The 16,178-nt window shown below is 71.6% G+C and carries 15 protein-coding genes; 13 read left to right on the top strand and 2 right to left on the bottom strand.

The window, feature by feature from the left end; all coding sequences use genetic code 11:
• Positions 1–277: 277 nt before the first annotated feature.
• Positions 278–1,621: an NADP-specific glutamate dehydrogenase gene (gene gdhA, locus ABD240_RS00880; RefSeq protein ID WP_291793995.1), complete on the top strand. Its 1,344-nt coding sequence runs from the start codon at positions 278–280 to the stop codon at positions 1,619–1,621.
• Positions 1,622–1,745: 124 nt separating this feature from the next.
• Here the strand turns inward: gdhA and ABD240_RS00875 are convergent, their stop codons facing one another.
• Complete coding sequence (locus ABD240_RS00875; RefSeq protein WP_344334433.1) at positions 1,746–2,294, bottom strand: flavin reductase family protein; 549 nt, start codon at positions 2,292–2,294, stop codon at positions 1,746–1,748.
• Between ABD240_RS00875 and ABD240_RS00870 the strand changes: the two genes are divergently transcribed.
• Both ABD240_RS00870 and ABD240_RS00865 read left to right on the top strand, forming a co-directional pair.
• Complete coding sequence (locus tag ABD240_RS00870; RefSeq protein WP_344334431.1) at positions 2,293–2,553, top strand: DUF3039 domain-containing protein; 261 nt, start codon at positions 2,293–2,295, stop codon at positions 2,551–2,553. The genes ABD240_RS00875 and ABD240_RS00870 overlap by 2 nt on opposite strands.
• Positions 2,554–4,338: a DEAD/DEAH box helicase gene (locus ABD240_RS00865; protein WP_291794003.1), complete on the top strand. Its 1,785-nt coding sequence runs from the start codon at positions 2,554–2,556 to the stop codon at positions 4,336–4,338.
• Between the two features lie 105 nt (positions 4,339–4,443).
• Here the strand turns inward: ABD240_RS00865 and ABD240_RS00860 are convergent, their stop codons facing one another.
• Complete coding sequence (locus tag ABD240_RS00860) at positions 4,444–5,781, bottom strand: nicotinate phosphoribosyltransferase (protein WP_344334428.1); 1,338 nt, start codon at positions 5,779–5,781, stop codon at positions 4,444–4,446.
• 57 nt (positions 5,782–5,838) lie between these two features.
• On the opposite strand from ABD240_RS00860, the gene clpS reads away from it, so the two are divergent.
• The 10 genes from clpS (at position 5,839) to ABD240_RS00810 (ending at position 16,165) form a co-directional block, all read left to right on the top strand.
• The gene (gene clpS / locus ABD240_RS00855; RefSeq protein ID WP_425546973.1) at positions 5,839–6,180 is read left to right on the top strand and encodes an ATP-dependent Clp protease adapter ClpS; all 342 of its coding nucleotides are present in this window, start codon (positions 5,839–5,841) and stop codon (positions 6,178–6,180) included.
• Positions 6,177–6,860 carry a DUF2017 domain-containing protein gene (locus ABD240_RS00850; protein WP_344334426.1) on the top strand — a complete coding sequence of 228 codons (684 nt, stop codon included), beginning with the start codon at positions 6,177–6,179 and terminating at the stop codon, positions 6,858–6,860. Before clpS ends, ABD240_RS00850 begins: the two co-directional genes overlap by 4 nt.
• Positions 6,857–7,876 (top strand): MBL fold metallo-hydrolase, encoded by a 1,020-nt coding sequence (locus tag ABD240_RS00845; RefSeq protein WP_344334424.1) that lies wholly within the window; start codon positions 6,857–6,859, stop codon positions 7,874–7,876. The genes ABD240_RS00850 and ABD240_RS00845 overlap by 4 nt, the downstream gene beginning before the upstream one ends.
• The gene (rph, locus tag ABD240_RS00840) at positions 7,873–8,622 is read left to right on the top strand and encodes a ribonuclease PH (RefSeq protein ID WP_291796344.1); all 750 of its coding nucleotides are present in this window, start codon (positions 7,873–7,875) and stop codon (positions 8,620–8,622) included. The genes ABD240_RS00845 and rph overlap by 4 nt, the downstream gene beginning before the upstream one ends.
• Positions 8,619–9,257: an RdgB/HAM1 family non-canonical purine NTP pyrophosphatase gene (gene rdgB / locus ABD240_RS00835; protein ID WP_291796347.1), complete on the top strand. Its 639-nt coding sequence runs from the start codon at positions 8,619–8,621 to the stop codon at positions 9,255–9,257. The genes rph and rdgB overlap by 4 nt, the downstream gene beginning before the upstream one ends.
• A gap of 175 nt (positions 9,258–9,432) precedes the next feature.
• Positions 9,433–10,950, top strand: coding sequence for an ABC transporter substrate-binding protein (locus tag ABD240_RS00830; RefSeq protein WP_291796350.1), 1,518 nt, complete (start codon positions 9,433–9,435; stop codon positions 10,948–10,950).
• A gap of 1 nt (position 10,951) precedes the next feature.
• Positions 10,952–11,896, top strand: a complete 945-nt coding sequence (locus tag ABD240_RS00825; RefSeq protein ID WP_291796353.1) for an ABC transporter permease — start codon at positions 10,952–10,954, stop codon at positions 11,894–11,896.
• Positions 11,893–12,732, top strand: coding sequence for an ABC transporter permease (locus ABD240_RS00820; protein WP_291796357.1), 840 nt, complete (start codon positions 11,893–11,895; stop codon positions 12,730–12,732). Before ABD240_RS00825 ends, ABD240_RS00820 begins: the two co-directional genes overlap by 4 nt.
• Positions 12,729–14,699, top strand: a complete 1,971-nt coding sequence (locus tag ABD240_RS00815; RefSeq protein ID WP_344334420.1) for a dipeptide ABC transporter ATP-binding protein — start codon at positions 12,729–12,731, stop codon at positions 14,697–14,699. Before ABD240_RS00820 ends, ABD240_RS00815 begins: the two co-directional genes overlap by 4 nt.
• A gap of 29 nt (positions 14,700–14,728) precedes the next feature.
• Positions 14,729–16,165, top strand: a complete 1,437-nt coding sequence (locus ABD240_RS00810) for an amidase (RefSeq protein ID WP_344334418.1) — start codon at positions 14,729–14,731, stop codon at positions 16,163–16,165.
• Positions 16,166–16,178: the final 13 nt, after the last annotated feature.

The following is a 16,178-nucleotide window of genomic DNA, read 5'->3' as shown; positions in this document are numbered from 1 at the left end:
AGGCTCTCATGTCATGTGCCCCCTGTTTGTGGGGGTGTGTGGTGTGGGGGCCTCCCCTCATTCACGGGAGTTTCAGGCAGTCCCCTCGTCACGGAGGGAATGAACCTCGGTGCTGTGGTGGGTGGGATCGTGTGGCTGGTCCTGGTATGGCTGGAGAGCAGCCTTTCGGGGGACACCCTCATGTGTCGTTACATCCATACGGCGTCATTCGCAAATCGTGTCTCATCATCCGAATGCCCTGCATGGATCCGGCGCTCTCGGCTATACACTCGCGTCCATGTCACTTCATCCCGCACTTGTGCCCATCTATGAGACCGTCCTGCACAGGAACCCCGGGGAATCCGAGTTCCACCAGGCCGTGCATGAAGTGTTCCAGAGCCTCGGCGCAGTCGCCGACCGCCACCCCGAGCTGGTGGACACCGGCGTGATCGAACGCCTGTGCGAGCCCGAGCGCCAGATCATCTTCCGTGTCCCGTGGGTCGACGACTCCGGCAAGGTGCAGATCAACAGGGCCTTCCGTGTCGAGTACAACTCCGCGCTGGGTCCCTACAAGGGCGGTCTCCGCTTCCACCCGACCGTCTACTTGGGGATCGTGAAGTTTCTCGGCTTCGAGCAGATCTTCAAGAACGCCCTCACTGGCATGCCCATCGGCGGCGGCAAGGGCGGCTCCGACTTCGATCCCAAGGGCAAGAGCGACAACGAGATCATGCGCTTCTGCCAGTCCTTCATGACTGAGATGTACCGCCATCTCGGGGAGCACACGGATGTGCCTGCGGGCGACATCGGCGTGGGCGGCCGCGAGGTCGGATACATGTTCGGTCAGTACAAGCGGATCACCAACCGGTATGAGGCCGGCGTCCTCACGGGCAAGGGCCTGGACTACGGCGGTTCCATGGTGCGAACCGAGGCGACCGGGTTCGGCCTCGTCTACTTCGTCCGGGAGATGCTGGCCTCGCGGGGCCTCGATCTGCGGGGCAAGACCGTGAGCGTGTCCGGGTCCGGCAACGTGGCGATCCACGCGGCGCTCAAGGCGCAGGAGCTCGGTGCCACGGTCGTCGCCGCCTCGGACTCCCAGGGCTACGTCTACGACTCGGCGGGTCTCGACATCGACCTCCTCACCGAGATCAAGTTCCAGCGCGGCGAGCGGATCTCCGTCTATGCGGATGAGCGGACTACCGCGACCTATCACGCAGCCGGCAACGTCTGGACCCTTCCCGTCGACATCGCGCTGCCGTGCGCCACGCAGAACGAACTCGATGAGGAGAGCGCCAAGAACCTCGTCTCGAACGGGCTCGTGGCCGTGGCGGAGGGCGCGAACATGCCCTGCACCCCCGGTGCGATCAAGGTCTTCAACGAGGCCGGTATCCTGTTCGGCCCCGGCAAGGCGGCGAACGCCGGCGGTGTCGCCACGTCTGCGCTGGAGATGCAGCAGAACGCCTCGCGGGATTCGTGGAGCTTCAAGCGCACCGACGCCAAGCTGGACGAGATCATGACCGGCATCCACGAGGCGTGTGCGCGTGCAGCGGCGGACTTCGGCTCCCCCGGCGACTACGTGACTGGTGCGAACATCGCGGGCTTCCAGCGGGTGGCGCGTGCGATGGTGGCGCAGGGCGTCGTCTGATCCGATTCACCGGGACCCGCCACTGAGCGAGCGGGTCCTACTGCGTCCCCGGCACAGCTCCGGGGCCCTCCCCGGCGGTCCCCGTTGCCCCTGCCTCGCAGGGTGCAGCGGGGACCGCGGCGTCTCAGCGGGGCGCGGGGCGGTGGTAGTCGTCGGCCCAGTGCACCAGGGGCGGCACCGGCGGAGCGGACTGCGGCCCCATCGCAGTCACCTCGCCCACGAGCAGATCGTGGGTGGCCGCAGTGAGGCGCTGGACGATCCTGAGGTCGAACCATGCGGCGCAGCCTGAGATGACGGGGGAGCCGGACGGGGCGTCCAGAGTGTCCACGGAGTCCAGGAGGCCGCGCAGCGGCTGCCCCGGCTCACCGAGCCACTGTGCGATGCCCTTCTGCTCCGCCGTGAGGATGCTCAGCGCGCAGGTCTCGGCGCTCTCGAGGGTCTCGGCCATGCGTGAGCCGGAGTAGACGCTCACGGCCATCGTGGGCGGGTCGTAGGAGACGTCCAGGAAGGAGTCCACCGTGATCGCCTGGCGCAGGCCGCGGCGCGTCGTGCCCAGCACCGCCACCGGGCGCGGGAAGAGACCTGCGAGCCGGCGGTACTCCTCGGCGGTGTGAGCCACCTCGGTCGCGGGGGAGGCGTGTCGCCGCGCGGACGGATCTAGAATGGGTGCCATGTCTGAAACCTATCCCGCCGGCGGCGGCGCTGCGACACTCGACCGCCCCGAACAGGAACAGCTCACGGAGCCCGGCGACCACGAGCGCTTCTCCCACTACGCGCCCAAGGCCAAGATCATGGAGGCCATGGTCAACGGCACCCCGGTGGTGGCGCTGTGCGGCAAGGTGTGGGTGCCCACGCGTGATCCCGAGCGCTTCCCCGTCTGCCCGCGCTGCCGGGAGATCTTCGAGTCGATGCCCGAAGGGCCGCAGGAGTAAATGACGGCACAGCGTGTTCCCGGCACCCATGCCGCTGAGCAGCTGTCGCCAGCCTTCCCCGAGCGCGCCGCGTGGGGGACTGCCGGCAAGCTGCGCGCATGGCAGGCCGAGGCCCTGGAACTGTACTTCTCACAGTCGCCGCGGGACTTCCTCGCGGTGGCGACCCCGGGCGCCGGCAAGACGACGTTCGCGCTGCGGCTCGCGGCGGAGCTGCTTGCACAGCGGATCGTCGACCGGGTGACCGTGGTGGCGCCCACCGAGCACCTCAAGGTGCAGTGGGCGGACGCCGCTGCACGGGTGGGGATCAAGCTCGATCCCCACTTCCGCAACGCCCAGGGACGCCATGCCCCCGGCTTCCACGGAGTGGCGCTCACCTATGCCCAGGTGGCGGCGAAGCCGGCCCTGCACAGGAACCGGACCGAGGCGGCCCGGACCCTCGTGATCCTCGACGAGGTGCACCACGCCGGCGATGCGCTTTCCTGGGGCGACGGCGTGCGTGAGGCGTTCGAGCCCGCGCGGAGGCGCCTGGCCCTCACCGGCACGCCGTTCCGTTCGGACACCTCTCCCATCCCGTTCGTCACGTACGAGGAGGACGCGGAGGGCATCCGCACCTCCAAGGCCGACTACACCTACGGATACGCCGAGGCGCTCAAGGACGGCGTGGTCCGCCCGGTCCTGTTCCTCGCCTATGCGGGGGAGATGCGCTGGCGGACCAAGGCGGGCGACGAGATGTCGGCCGTGCTGGGTGCGGAGGCCACGAAGGACATCCACTCACAGGCGTGGCGCACGGCGCTCAACCCGGAGGGCGAATGGATCCCCGCGGTGCTGCGGGCCGCGGACAAACGGCTCACGGAAGTGCGGCGCACCGTGCCGGATGCCGGAGGGCTCGTCATCGCCACGGACCAGACGGCCGCGCGCGCCTATGCCAAGCAGCTGAAGGAGATCGTCGGCGAGCCCGTGACGGTCGTGCTCTCCGACGAGGACGGCGCCAGCGGCAGGATCGAGGAGTTCCAGCACTCCACACGGCGCTGGATGGTCGCCGTCCGGATGGTGTCGGAGGGCGTCGACGTGCCCCGCCTCGCCGTGGGCGTCTACGCCACCTCGGCCTCGACGCCGCTGTTCTTCGCCCAGGCGATCGGCCGCTTCGTGCGTGCGCGCAAGCGAGGCGAGACGGCCTCGGTGTTCCTCCCGAGCGTGCCGATCCTCATGGCCCTGGCGAACTCCCTCGAGGAGCAGCGCGACCACGCCCTGGACCGCAAGCCGGATCCGGACGACGAGGGGCTCATCACCTTCGACGACGACGAACTCGCACGCGCCAACCGGGCGGAGGGCGCGAGCGACGATCTGCTGGGCTCCTTCGAGGCGCTCGACTCGCAGGCGAGCTTCGACAAGGTCCTGTTCGACGGCGGCGAGTTCGGCGCGGGCGGGGCGGTGGGCTCCGAGGACGAGATGGACTTCATCGGCATCCCGGGGCTCCTCGAACCGGACCAGGTCTCCGCGCTGCTGCGCAAGCACCAGGCCGAGCAGCTCTCGCGCCGCTCGCGCGAGGTCGTGGAGCCGGCCACCCCGGCCACGGACGAGTTCGAGCACCGCGCGCTCAAGGAGGACCGGAACCGCCTGCAGAGCCTGGTGGGCGCATGGTCGCGGCGCACCGGGCAGCCCCACAGCACGGTGCACGTGGAGCTGCGCAAGGCCTGCGGCGGCCCCGCGGTCGCGGAGGCCACCCCGCAGCAGATCCGTGACAGGATCACCAAGCTCGAGGCCTGGTTCGTCGGCCGGAGGTGAGGGAGCGCACGCAGGCCCCCGCGGAGTTCTGCGGGGGCCTGCGTGCATCCGTCTCGGGCGGCGCGGCGGTGCGCCGAGGCGTCAGCCTCTCGGGGGAGTGCGGCCTCAGCTCGTGTAGAACACGGTGGGGAGGGCGGGCTCGCCGTCCTGCAGGCGGCGGGCGGTGCGGGGGAGCTCCGCCACCGAGGCCGCGTGGCGCTCCTGTGCCCGGCGCACGCCCTCGGCACCGGTGAAGGCGGCGTCGATCTCCCCGTCGCGGACGAGGTCGACGAGCAGTTCGCGCCCGTCGTCGAGGTCCGCCGGGAGCTGGGGGATGCCGATCGCCTCCTCCGTCGCGATCCCGGAGTCCAGGACGCGCACGGCCTGCTTGCGTCCGCCTCGGCTGCCCTTCGCCGCCGAGGTCTTCGCCACGGAGACCCATTCGGCGGTGCCGTCCGGGCCGGGTTCCCCCTCCCGGGCCACGAGCTTGTAGACGAGATTGGCGGTGGGGTGCCCGGATCCGGTCACCACCCGTGTGCCCACCCCGTACGAGTCCACCGGAGCCGCGGCGAGTGCGGCGATCGCGTACTCGTCGAGATCGCTCGTCACCGTGATGGTGGTGTCCACGGCGCCGAGCTCGTCGAGCTTGGCGCGGACCTCGGCGGCCTGGATGCCGAGGTCCCCGGAGTCGATGCGCACACCGCCCAGACGGGTGCCCGCCACCTCGATCGCGGTCCGCAGGGCGGTGTCGACGTCATAGGTGTCCAGCAGCAGCGTGGTGTCCTCGCCGAGCGCGGCCACCTGCGCCTCGAAGGCCTGCCGCTCGGTGTCGTGGACGAGGGTGAAGGAGTGCGCGCTCGTCCCCAGGGTCGGGATGCCGTAGGCCATGCCCGCCTCGAGGTTCGAGGTGGCGGTGAAGCCCGCCACGGCGGCGGCACGGGCAGCCGCGACGGCGGCGATCTCGTGCGTCCGCCGCGAGCCCATCTCCGCCAACGGGCGGCCGCCCGCGGCATTGGACATCCGGGAGGCGGCCGAGGCCACGGCGGTGTCGTGGTTGAGGACGGAGAGGATCATCGTCTCCAGCACGACGGCGTCCGCGAAGGTGCCCTCCACCGTCATGAGGGGGGAGCCCGGGAAGTAGACCTCACCCTCCGCGTAGCCGCGGACGGTGCCGGTGAAGCGGTACTCGCGCAGGTAGTCGAGCGCGTCCTCGCCCACGATCCGCCGGTCCGCGAGGAAGCGCAGCTGGTCCGCGCCGAAGCGGAAGTCCTGCAGCAGTTCGAGGACGCGCCCGGTGCCTGCGACGACGCCGTAGCGCCTGCCGGCCGGCAGGCGCCTGCCGAAGACCTCGAAGATGCTCCGGCGGTGCGCGGTGCCCGACTGCATGGACGCCTGCAGCATCGTGAGCTCGTACATGTCTGTGAGCAGCGCAGAAGTCTGAGGGCCGGCCGTGAGAACGCTCATAGGCCAGATCCTAGAGCACGGGGGACCGGTCCCGCGCGCGGGACGTAGAGTGGGAGCGTGACTGAGCAAGAGGGAACGACCGCAGTCGCCGAACCGCGTACGGACACCGTCCCGGCGCCGGCGAAGGAGCTGCCCTGGATCACGATCGTGCTCAACGATCCCGTGAACCTCATGAGCTACGTGGAGTACGTCTTCCGCGAGTACTTCGGGTACAGCCGGGCACGGGCGCACCGGCTCATGCTGGAGGTGCACGAACGCGGCCGCAGCCGGGTGTCGACCGGCACCCGCGAGCAGATGGAGGCGGATGTGCAGGCGATGCACGGCTACGGCCTCTGGGCGGAGTGCCGCCCGGCGGACACGGACGGCGAGGCCGGCGGCGAGCGGGGAGGCGGGCAGTGAGGATCCTCACGGACCGCATCCCGGACGGGCAGCTGGCGGTGGAGATGGAGGACGGGGAACGCAGCATCCTCACCGCCCTCCTCGCCGATGTCGCCCAGCTGCTGTCCGCGGACATGCCCGAGCCCCCTGCCGATCCCTTCGAGCGGCTCGTGGGCCACCTCGACCCCGACCAGAGCGTCGCCAGGCCGCACGACCCGGCCCTGCTGCGCCTCCTGCCGGACGTGGACTCCGCGGATCCTGCGCGGTCCGCGGAGTTCCGCCGCCTCACCGAGCTGGACCTGCGCGAGGGCAAGCTCCACCGGATCCGGATCGCCCTCGAATCGCTGCGCACGTCCTCCGGCGCGGGGGAGGTCGTCCTGGACCGGGAGGCAGCGATCGTGTGGATGCGGGTGCTCACGGACGTGCGCCTCGTGCTCGCGGCCAGGCTGGAGATCACCGACGAGGACGACGCCGAGCGGATCTTCGCCGGCGAGTCCGAGCTGGGCGACGCGGGGGAGGCCGTCGTGAGCCTGTACGAGCTCACCTCCTGGCTGCAGGAGCACCTCACCGAGTTCGCCGCGTCCGGGCTGTCCGAGGACGGCGGAGAAGCACCGGACGAGGGCCGGACGGGGCGGGACAGGCGCCACGGGCCCGGCGGAGACGCGCCGGACGCCGGCACCGGTGAGGGAGGACCCACATGATGCGGCTGAGCGCAGTGGGCACCTCGGGGTCGTTCGGCGGGCCCGGTGCCACCACGAGCTGCTACCTCGTGGAGTGGGAGGCGGAGCGGCGCTACGCCGTCCTCCTCGACCTGGGGGCGGGGGCGCTGGGTCCGCTGCAGTCGCACATCGATCCCGATGCGCTCGACGCGGTGGTCCTCTCACACCTGCACCCGGACCACTGCTTCGACATCGCAGGGCTCTACGTCCACCGGACCTACTCGCCGTGGGCGGTGGCCCGGCGCGAGGAGACGGGCGAGCCCCGTGCGCCACTCCCCGTCTGGGCGCCCGAGGGTGCGCTCGCCCGCCTTACCGCCGCCTACCACACGGACCCCGGGCGCAGTCCGCTGGCCGAGAGCGCGCACCCCACGGACCTCACCGCCACCTTCGACTTCCGCGACATGCGCGAGGACGAGGCCTTCACCGTGGGCGGAGTGCGCTTCGAGCCGTTCCTCGTCGAGCACCCCGTGGAGTGCTACGCCCTGCGCCTCACCGGCCCCGAGGGCGAGGTGCTGACGTACTCCGGCGACACGGACACCTGCCCCGGTCTGCTCCGCGCGGCTGACCGCGCGGACCTCTTCCTCTGCGAAGCGGCCTACGAGGAGGAGCGGGACAGCGTGCGCGGCGTCCACCTCACGGGCAGGCGCGCCGGCGAGGCCGCCGCGTCCGCCGGGGCCGGCAGCCTCGTGCTCACGCACATCCCGCCCTGGACCCGCGAGCACATCGTCGCGGCGGAGGCCGCCGGCGCCTTCGCGGGACCGGTGAGCATCGCACGACCGGGCGGGACCTGGGCCATCGGTCCGGGCGCGGTCGGCGCAGGACCCGCGGTGTCCCCCGGGAAGGGTGCCGCAGCCCCGGAGGATGCCGCGCCCCCGGCCGCCGCACCGCAGATCACATCACCCGCCTCCGCCGAGCCGGTGCACGCCTCGGCCGACGGCGCCGGCTCACGGATTGGATCGCCTGCCTCCGCGCAGGCAGAGAGGAAGGACACACCATGACGACTCCCCGCTTCGACGGACGCGCGGTCGACCAGCTCCGGGAGGTGCGCATCACCCGTGACTGGCTCGACTACGCTGAGGGGAGCGTGCTGGTGGAGTTCGGCCGCACCCGCGTGCTCTGCGCCGCCTCCCTCTCCGAGGGCGTGCCGCGCTGGATGAAGGGCTCCGGCAACGGCTGGGTGACCGGCGAGTACGCGATGCTCCCGCGCGCCACCCACACCCGTTCCTCCCGCGAGTCCGTCAAGGGCAAGGTGGGCGGCCGCACCCATGAGATCTCCCGTCTGGTGGGCCGCAGCCTCCGCGCCGTCGTGGACATGACGAAGCTCGGCGAGAACACGCTGCAGCTCGACTGTGACGTCCTGCAGGCCGACGGCGGCACCCGCACGGCCGCGATCACCGGCGCCTACGTCGCGATGGCCGATGCGATCGACACCGGCCGGCGCCGTGGCTGGATCCCCGCTGCGGTGGACCCGCTCACGGATTCCGTCTCCGCCGTGAGCGTGGGGATCGTCGACGGCCGGCCCGTCCTGGACCTGCCCTACGAGGAGGACTCGCAGGCGGAGACGGACATGAACGTCGTGATGACCGGCTCGGGCCGCTTCGTCGAGGTGCAGGGCACCGCGGAGGGACAGCCGTTCGACCGCGGTGAGCTGGGGAGCCTGCTCGACCTCGCGCAGAAGGGCTGCGCGGAGCTGGCGGCTCTGCAGCGGGATGCCCTCTCCGCGCCGAGGAGGGCGCAGCGTTGACGCCGCTGACCGAGGTGGTGCTCGCGACCCGCAACGAGGGCAAGCGCGCGGAGCTCGAGGCGCTGCTCGCACTCACGCTGGGGACGGACGGCGGCGATGCCGCGGTGCGCGTGCGCTCCGCGGCTGAGCTCGGCCTGCCGGACGTGGTGGAGGACGGGGTGACCTTCGAGGAGAACGCCCTCCTCAAGGCCCGCTCCGCCGCCCGGATCACCGGGCTGCCCGCGATGGCCGACGACTCGGGCCTGGCGGTGGAGGTGCTGGGCGGGGCACCGGGCATCTTCTCCGCGCGCTGGTCCGGCACCCACGGCGACGACGCGGCGAACAACGCCCTGCTGCTCGCCCAGCTGGCGGATGTGCCGGATGCGCATCGCGGCGCCGCGTTCGTCTGCGCCGCCGCCTACGTCCACCCCGACGGCACGGAGATCGTGTGCCACGGACGGTTCCGGGGCCGTCTCCTGCGGGCGCCGCGGGGAGAGAACGGGTTCGGCTACGATCCCCTGTTCCTCCCGGACGGCGAGGAGCGGACCGCGGCGGAGCTCGCACCGGAGGAGAAGAACCGGATCTCCCACCGTGCACTGGCCTTCCGGGCGCTCGCGGACCGTCTTCGGACCTCGGGCGCCGCGGACGGCCGCTGAGGGACCGGCCTCAGGGGTCGCCGCCCGCCCCGGCCCCGGCCGCCCCGTGGCCGGCGAGCCCGCCGGCATCCCGGATCGCGGACGCGCCGTCCGTGTCCGCACCAGCGGCTACACTGTGGCGTGACCCACACATGAGACAGTCCTGCCGGGCAGGACGACGGACCGCAGGAGAACAATGTCCCGTCTGACGACCCTCACCGCGACCCTGGCCGCCGTCGGGCTGCTGGCCGCCGGCTGCAGCGCCGGGAGCGGCAGCACCGGCACCGCCGCGGGTGAAGGGCGCACGGACATCGTCGTGGCCCACACCGCGGAGCCCACCAACCTCGACTTCACCACGACCTCGGGCGCGGCCATCCCGCAGGCGCTCATGGAGAACGTCTACGAGTCCCTCGTGCGGATCGACCAGAACGGCGAGGTGCAGCCTGCGCTCGCGGACTCGTGGGAGCTCAGCGACGACCGTCTCACCTACACCTTCGCCCTCGACCCGGACGCGACCTTCTCCAACGGGGATCCGGTGACGGCGGAGGACGTGAAGTTCTCCTACGAGCGAGTGGTCTCCGACGAGTGGACGAACGCGCTGGGCGCTAAGATGGACATCATCGACTCCATCGAGACCCCGGACGAGCACACGGTCGCCATCACCCTGGAGCGCCCCTCCAACAGCTGGCTGTTCGAGCTCGCCTCGCTGGTGGGGGCGGTCTTCTCCCCGGACGGGGTGGACGACCTGGCGAACACCGCCGTGGGCAGCGGCCCCTACGAGGTCGAATCCTTCACCCGCGGTCAGGAGCTCGTCTTCGCCAAGCGCGACGACTACGCGGGCTCCAATCCCGGTGACCTGGAGACGGTCACCTTCCGGTACTTCGCGGACGCCGTCGCCGCGGCCAACGCCCTCAAGTCCGGGCAGGTCGACGTGATCGGGAACCTCCAGGCACCCGAACTCACCGAGGAGTTCGAGGCCGACGACGCCACGCAGGTCATCGAGGGCACGACCAACGGCGAGGTGGTGCTGTCGATGAACAACGCCGAGGGCCTCTTCTCCGATCAGCGCGTCCGTGAGGCCGTGCTCCACGGCATCGACGAACAGGCGGTCCTCGACACCGCGTGGGGCGGCAAGGGCACGCTGATCGGCGGCATGGTCCCGCCCACGGACCCCTACTACGAGGACCTCACGGACGTGTGGCCCACGGACGTGGAGAAGGCCAGGGAGCTCATCGACGAGGCCGGGGCGGAGGGAGAGTCCTTCACCTTCACGGTCCCCTCGCTGCCCTACGCCCAGGCCTCGGCGGAGATCGTCGCCGCGCAGCTGAAGGAGATCGGTCTGAACGCGCAGATCGAGACGCAGGAGTTCCCGGCGGTCTGGATCGAGCAGACCATGACGGAGAAGTCCTACGACATGAGCGTCGTCAACCACGCGGAGGCCCGTGACATCCTCACGGTGTTCGGCGAGGGCTACTACACCGGCTACGACTCCAGCCGCATCGAGGACACCGCGCTCGCCGCGGATGAGGGCACGGAGGAGGAGTACACCGAGGGGATGAAGGACGTGGCCCGCACGATCACGGAGGACGCCGCGGCCGGGTTCCTCTTCCTCTTCCCCAACCTCATCGTCGCGGACGCCGGTGTGACGGGCCTGCCGGAGAACATGGTCTCCGACGCCTTCGCGATCGCCCAGCTGGGCTGGTCCGAGGGCTGAGGTGGCGGCACTCCTCAACCGGCTCCTGCAGTTCCTGCTGACGGTGTGGGCGGCCACCGTGGTCGTGTTCGCCCTCATGCAGGTGCTGCCGGGCAATGCCGCGCAGGTGGCCGCGGGTCTTCACGCCACACCCGAGGACGTGGCCCGGATCGAGGCGGAGTTCGGCCTCGACCGGCCGCTGCCGGTGCAGTACCTCGACTGGGTCGCAGGCATGCTCCGCGGCGACTTCGGCGTCTCCTACGTCACGCATGCGCCCATCACCCCGCTCATCGCCGACAGCATCCAGGTGACGCTCATCCTCGTGGTGACCTCCATGGCGGTGGCGCTGCTGCTGGCGGTCCCGCTGGGCAGCATCGCCGCGCTGCTGCGGGGGAAGCCGCTGGGAGCGCTGCTCTCCGGGCTGAGCCAGGTGGGCGTCGCCGTCCCCAACTTCCTCGCCGCGATCCTCCTGGTCATGCTCTTCTCGCTGGGGCTGGGCTGGTTCCCCTCCTCCGGCTGGCAGGCGCCCATCGAGGGCATGGGGGGCTTCCTCTCCCACCTCGTGCTGCCGGTGTTCGCCCTGGCGCTCGTGCAGGCCGCGATCCTCACCCGCTACGTGCGCTCCGCCGTGCTGGAGGTCCTCCGTGAGGACTTCCTCCGCACGGCGCGGGCCAAGGGGCGCACGGCATGGAGTGCCCTGCTGACCCACGGTCTGCGCAACGCCGCGATCCCGGTCGTGACGGTCGCCGGCGTCCAGCTGGCGACGCTGCTGGTGGGAGCCGTGGTCGTGGAACAGGTGTTCGTGCTGCCGGGGATCGGCTCCGAGCTCATCCGTGCGGTGCAGAACCGCGATCTGCTCACGGTCCAGGCCATCGTCATGGTGCTCGTGGTCATGGTGCTCGTGCTCAACCTCCTCATCGACCTCCTGTACTCGGTCCTGGACCCGCGCGTGAGGAGCGGGGCATGAGCGGCGGGCGCACGGTGCGGAAGGCGGACCTCACCCTCGTGACCGGCGGCGTGCTCGTGGGGATCGTGGTGCTCCTCGCCCTCGTCTCCTTCGTCTGGACGCCCTACGACTACGCGGCTCCGCAGCCGCAGGACCGGCTCGAGGGCATGAGCGCGGCTCACCTCTTCGGCACGGACCGGTACGGCCGCGACACCCTCACGTGGATCATGATGGGCGCACGCATCACCCTGCTGGTGGGGCTCGTGGCCGTGGCGATCGCACTCGTGGTCGGGGTGCCCCTGGGAGTGCTCGCGGGGATGACGCGCGTCCGCTGGCTCTCCGGATTCATCATGCGCGGCAGCGATCTGCTCCTGGCCTTCCCCGCGCTGCTGCTCGCGATCGTGTTCTCCGCCGTGTTCGGCCCCGGCACCGGCCCCGCCATGTGCGCGCTGGGCATCGCCGCGATCCCCGCCTTCGCGCGAGTGGCGCGTTCGGGCACCATGCAGATCATGAGCCGGGAGTTCGTCGCGGCCGCGCGGACCGCCAATCGCTCCACCTGGGCGATCGCGCTCACGCACGTGCTGCCCAACATCGGCGGGCTCGTGGTGGTGCAGGCCTCCGTGGCGTTCGCGCTCTCCGTCCTGGCGGAGGCGGGACTGTCGTTCCTGGGGCTGGGCACCCAGCCGCCCACGCCTTCCTGGGGGAGGATGCTGCAGGAGTCCCAGCAGTTCCTCGGGACGGCGCCGGAGCTGGCGATCTTCCCGGGCGTGTTCATCGCGGTGGCGGTGCTGGGGTTCAATCTGCTGGGGGACGGTCTGCGGGACCGTCTGGATCCGACTCTCCGGGGGAGAGAATGAGCGAGCACATGCAGACGAGCGCGCCGCTGCTCACGGTTTCCGACCTCACGATCGGCACGCGTGCGCGCACCCTCGTGGAACCGCTGTCGTTCTCGATCGGCGCGGGGGAGCGGGTGGGTCTCATCGGCGAGTCGGGTTCCGGCAAGTCGCTGACCTCGTCCGCCGTCATGGGTCTGCTGGCCCCGGAGCTCTCCGCCGCCGGCAGCGTGGAGCTCGCGGGGGAGGACGGCAACCTCCTGGACCTCGACGAGCGGGCGCTCGCCCGTCTGCGCGGACGCCGCATGGGCATGGTCTTCCAGGAGCCGATGAGCGCCCTCAACCCGCTCATGCGCGTGGGTGCGCAGGTGGCCGAGGTGATGACCCTCCACGGCACTGCACGCGGTGCCGCCGCGATGTCCCGGGCGGTGGATCTGCTCGACCAGGTGCGGCTGCCGGATCCGGCCCAGGCGGCGAGGGCCTACCCCCATCAGCTCTCCGGCGGTCAGCGCCAGCGCGTCATGCTCGCGATGGCGCTGGCGAACTCCCCGGACCTGCTGGTGGCGGACGAGCCCACCACCGCGCTGGACGTGACGGTGCAGGCGGCGGTGCTGGACCTCATCGACGAACAGATCGCCGCGCGCGGCACGGGTCTGCTGTTCATCACGCACGACCTCGCGGTGGTGGCGCGCGTCTGCGAGCGCGTGCTCGTCATGCACTCCGGGCGCGTGGTGGAGCAGGGCACCGTGGAGCAGATCTTCACGGACCCGCAGCACGCCTACACGCGCGGTCTGCTCGCCGCGAGCGACCTCAGTGCCACGGACGCCCGCGGGCGTCTCTTCACCATCCGGACCGCGTCCGAGTACGGCGGCCCGCTCGCGCAGCAGGAGCGACCCACAGGGCAGGCCGCACCCGGATCGCAGGATCCCGGCGAGGACCGGGACCGCCTCGCACGGCACGGGGAGGACCCGGCTGCGGCGGACGAGCCCGCTCCTGGGGACGGGTCTGCCATGAGAGACCGGTCTGTTCCCGGGGACGAGTCTGTTCCCGAGGACGGGCTTGCTCCCGAGGACGGGCCGCCCACCGGGGGGCCGCCCACCGGGGACCTGCCCACCGGGGACCTGCCCACCGGGGACCGGTCCGCCGAGGAGGAGGCGCCCGTCCCGGCGGACGAGGCGGCCTCGGGCACGGGGCCCCGCCCTCTCATCGAGGTGCGCGGCCTCACCAAGACCTATGTGCGCCGGGCGGGACTGCTGCGGCGGCAGGAGGTGCTCGCTCTGCGGGGCATCGACGTGTCCGTGCGCCCGGGCGGCAGACTGGGCGTGGTGGGGGAGTCCGGCTCCGGCAAGACGACGCTGCTCTCGATCCTCGCAGGCCTCCTGCCCGCCACCGCCGGGACCGTACGGGTGGGGGACGTCGAGGTCGATCCCCGCGACACCGCCGGACTGAGCGCCATGCGGCGCGACCTCCAGGTGGTCTTCCAGGATCCCTTCGCCTCCCTCGACCCCCGGATGACCACCCGTGAGATCGTCACGGAACCGCTGCGCTCACAGGGTGTGGGGCACGCGGAGCGCGCCGCCCGTGCCGCAGAGGTGATCGAGGCGGTGGGCCTGGACGCGGAGGCCCTCGGCCGGTACCCGCACCAGTTCTCCGGCGGCCAGCGGCAGCGCATCTCGATCGCCCGCGCGCTCGTGTGCCGTCCCCGCATCCTCGTGGCGGACGAACCCGTCTCCGCCCTCGACGTCTCCGTGCGCGCTCAGGTGCTCAACCTGCTCTCCGATCTCGTCGACGAGTACGGTCTCACCCTCGTGTTCGTCTCCCACGACCTGGGCGTGGTCCGGCACCTCTGCGACGAGGTGGTGGTCATGCGTGCGGGCGAGGTCGTGGAGGCCGGTCCCGTCGACGCCGTCTACGACCGTCCGCAGGAGGAGTACACGCGCGCGCTCGTCGCGGCGACGCCCACCCTCGCCGGCGCCCTCGCACGCAGCTGAAGCGGCCCCTCGACGAAAGGCAGCGAAGAATGCACACCCACACACCCGCGTCCCACGGCCTCGCGGACCTCGGCACCGCAGAACTCGTCGCCGGGTACCGCAGCGGCGCGTTCACCCCCGTCGAGGTGCTGGAGGCCGTGCGCCGGCGGGTCGAGGAGCTCGAGCCCACTGTGAACGCTCTCTGGGCCGGCGATCTCGACGACGGCTCCGCCGCCTGGGCGGCAGCGGAGGAGGCCGGCAGGCGCTATGCCGCAGGCACGCCGCGCGGTCCCCTTGACGGGGTGCCGGTGACGGTGAAGGAGAACATCGCCCGGAAGGGCGTGGCGAAGCCGGCCGGTCATGCGGCCGGGGTGCCGCCGGTGGCGGAGGCGGACGCTCCCATCGTCGCCCGGCTCCACGAGGCCGGTGCCGTGCTCTTCTCCTCCACGGTCATGCCGGACTGGGGCATGCTCTCCTCCGGCGTCTCCTCCCGTCACGGGATCACCCGTTCTCCGCTGGACCCCACGCTCACCACGGGCGGCTCCTCCTCCGGTGCCGGCGCCGCGGCGGCAGCCGGCTACGGCCCCGTCCACATCGGCTCGGACATCGGCGGCTCCATCCGCCTGCCCGGCACCTGGCTGGGGCTCGCCACGCTCAAGCCCAGCTTCGGCCGCGTGCCGCTGGACGCGCCCTACCTCGGGCGTTGCGCGGGTCCGCTGGCCCGCCGTGTGTCGGACCTCCGCGCGGCGATGCAGGTGATCGGCAGGCCGGACGTCCGCGACGTCTCCGAGCTCCCGCCCTACCACGGCGACTACTCCCGCCCGCTGTCCGCGGCCCCGGGGCCTGCGCAGGCCCCGGGCTCACGGCCCGCCTCGCTGGAGGGCGTGCGGATCGCGTGGCACACGGACGCCGGCTGCGGCGCGAGCACGGATCCGGAGGTCGCAGAGGTGGTCGTGCGGACGGCGGAGCTGCTCCGCGACGCGGGAGCCGAGCTCACGGAGATCCCGCCCTTCATGGACCCCGGTCTGCTCGCCGACGTCGACAGGTTCTGGCGGGTGCGCTCCTGGGGAGACCTCCGGGCGCTGCCCGTCGAGGAGCAGCACAGGATCCTGCCGCACGTGGCGCAGTGGTGCCAGGCCGGTGCGGACGTGAGCGGGGTGGAGGTGCTGCGGTGCTACCACTCCATCCAGCAGATGCGGGAGGCCGCGATCGCCGCGACAGCGGCCTACGACTTCGTGCTCTCCCCGGTGGCGCCGATGGCCGCCTTCCCGGCCGAGCAGCCGATGCCCTTCCTCGACCCGAGCGTTCCCATGACCCACATCGGCTTCACGGTGCCGTACAACATGTCCGAGCAGCCCGCGGCGACCGTGGACGCGGGAGCCACCGCGGACGGCCGGCGCGTGGGCGTCCAGCTGGCCGGGCGCCGGTTCGACGATGCCGGCGTGCTCAGCCTCGCGGAGGTCCTGGAGGGTCTGCTGAGCGGCTAGGGTCTGCCGGGAG

Source organism: Brevibacterium salitolerans (assembly GCF_039531405.1).
In the GTDB taxonomy this organism is placed as follows: domain Bacteria; phylum Actinomycetota; class Actinomycetes; order Actinomycetales; family Brevibacteriaceae; genus Brevibacterium; species Brevibacterium salitolerans.
This window is presented reverse-complemented; position numbering and strand designations above follow the sequence as displayed.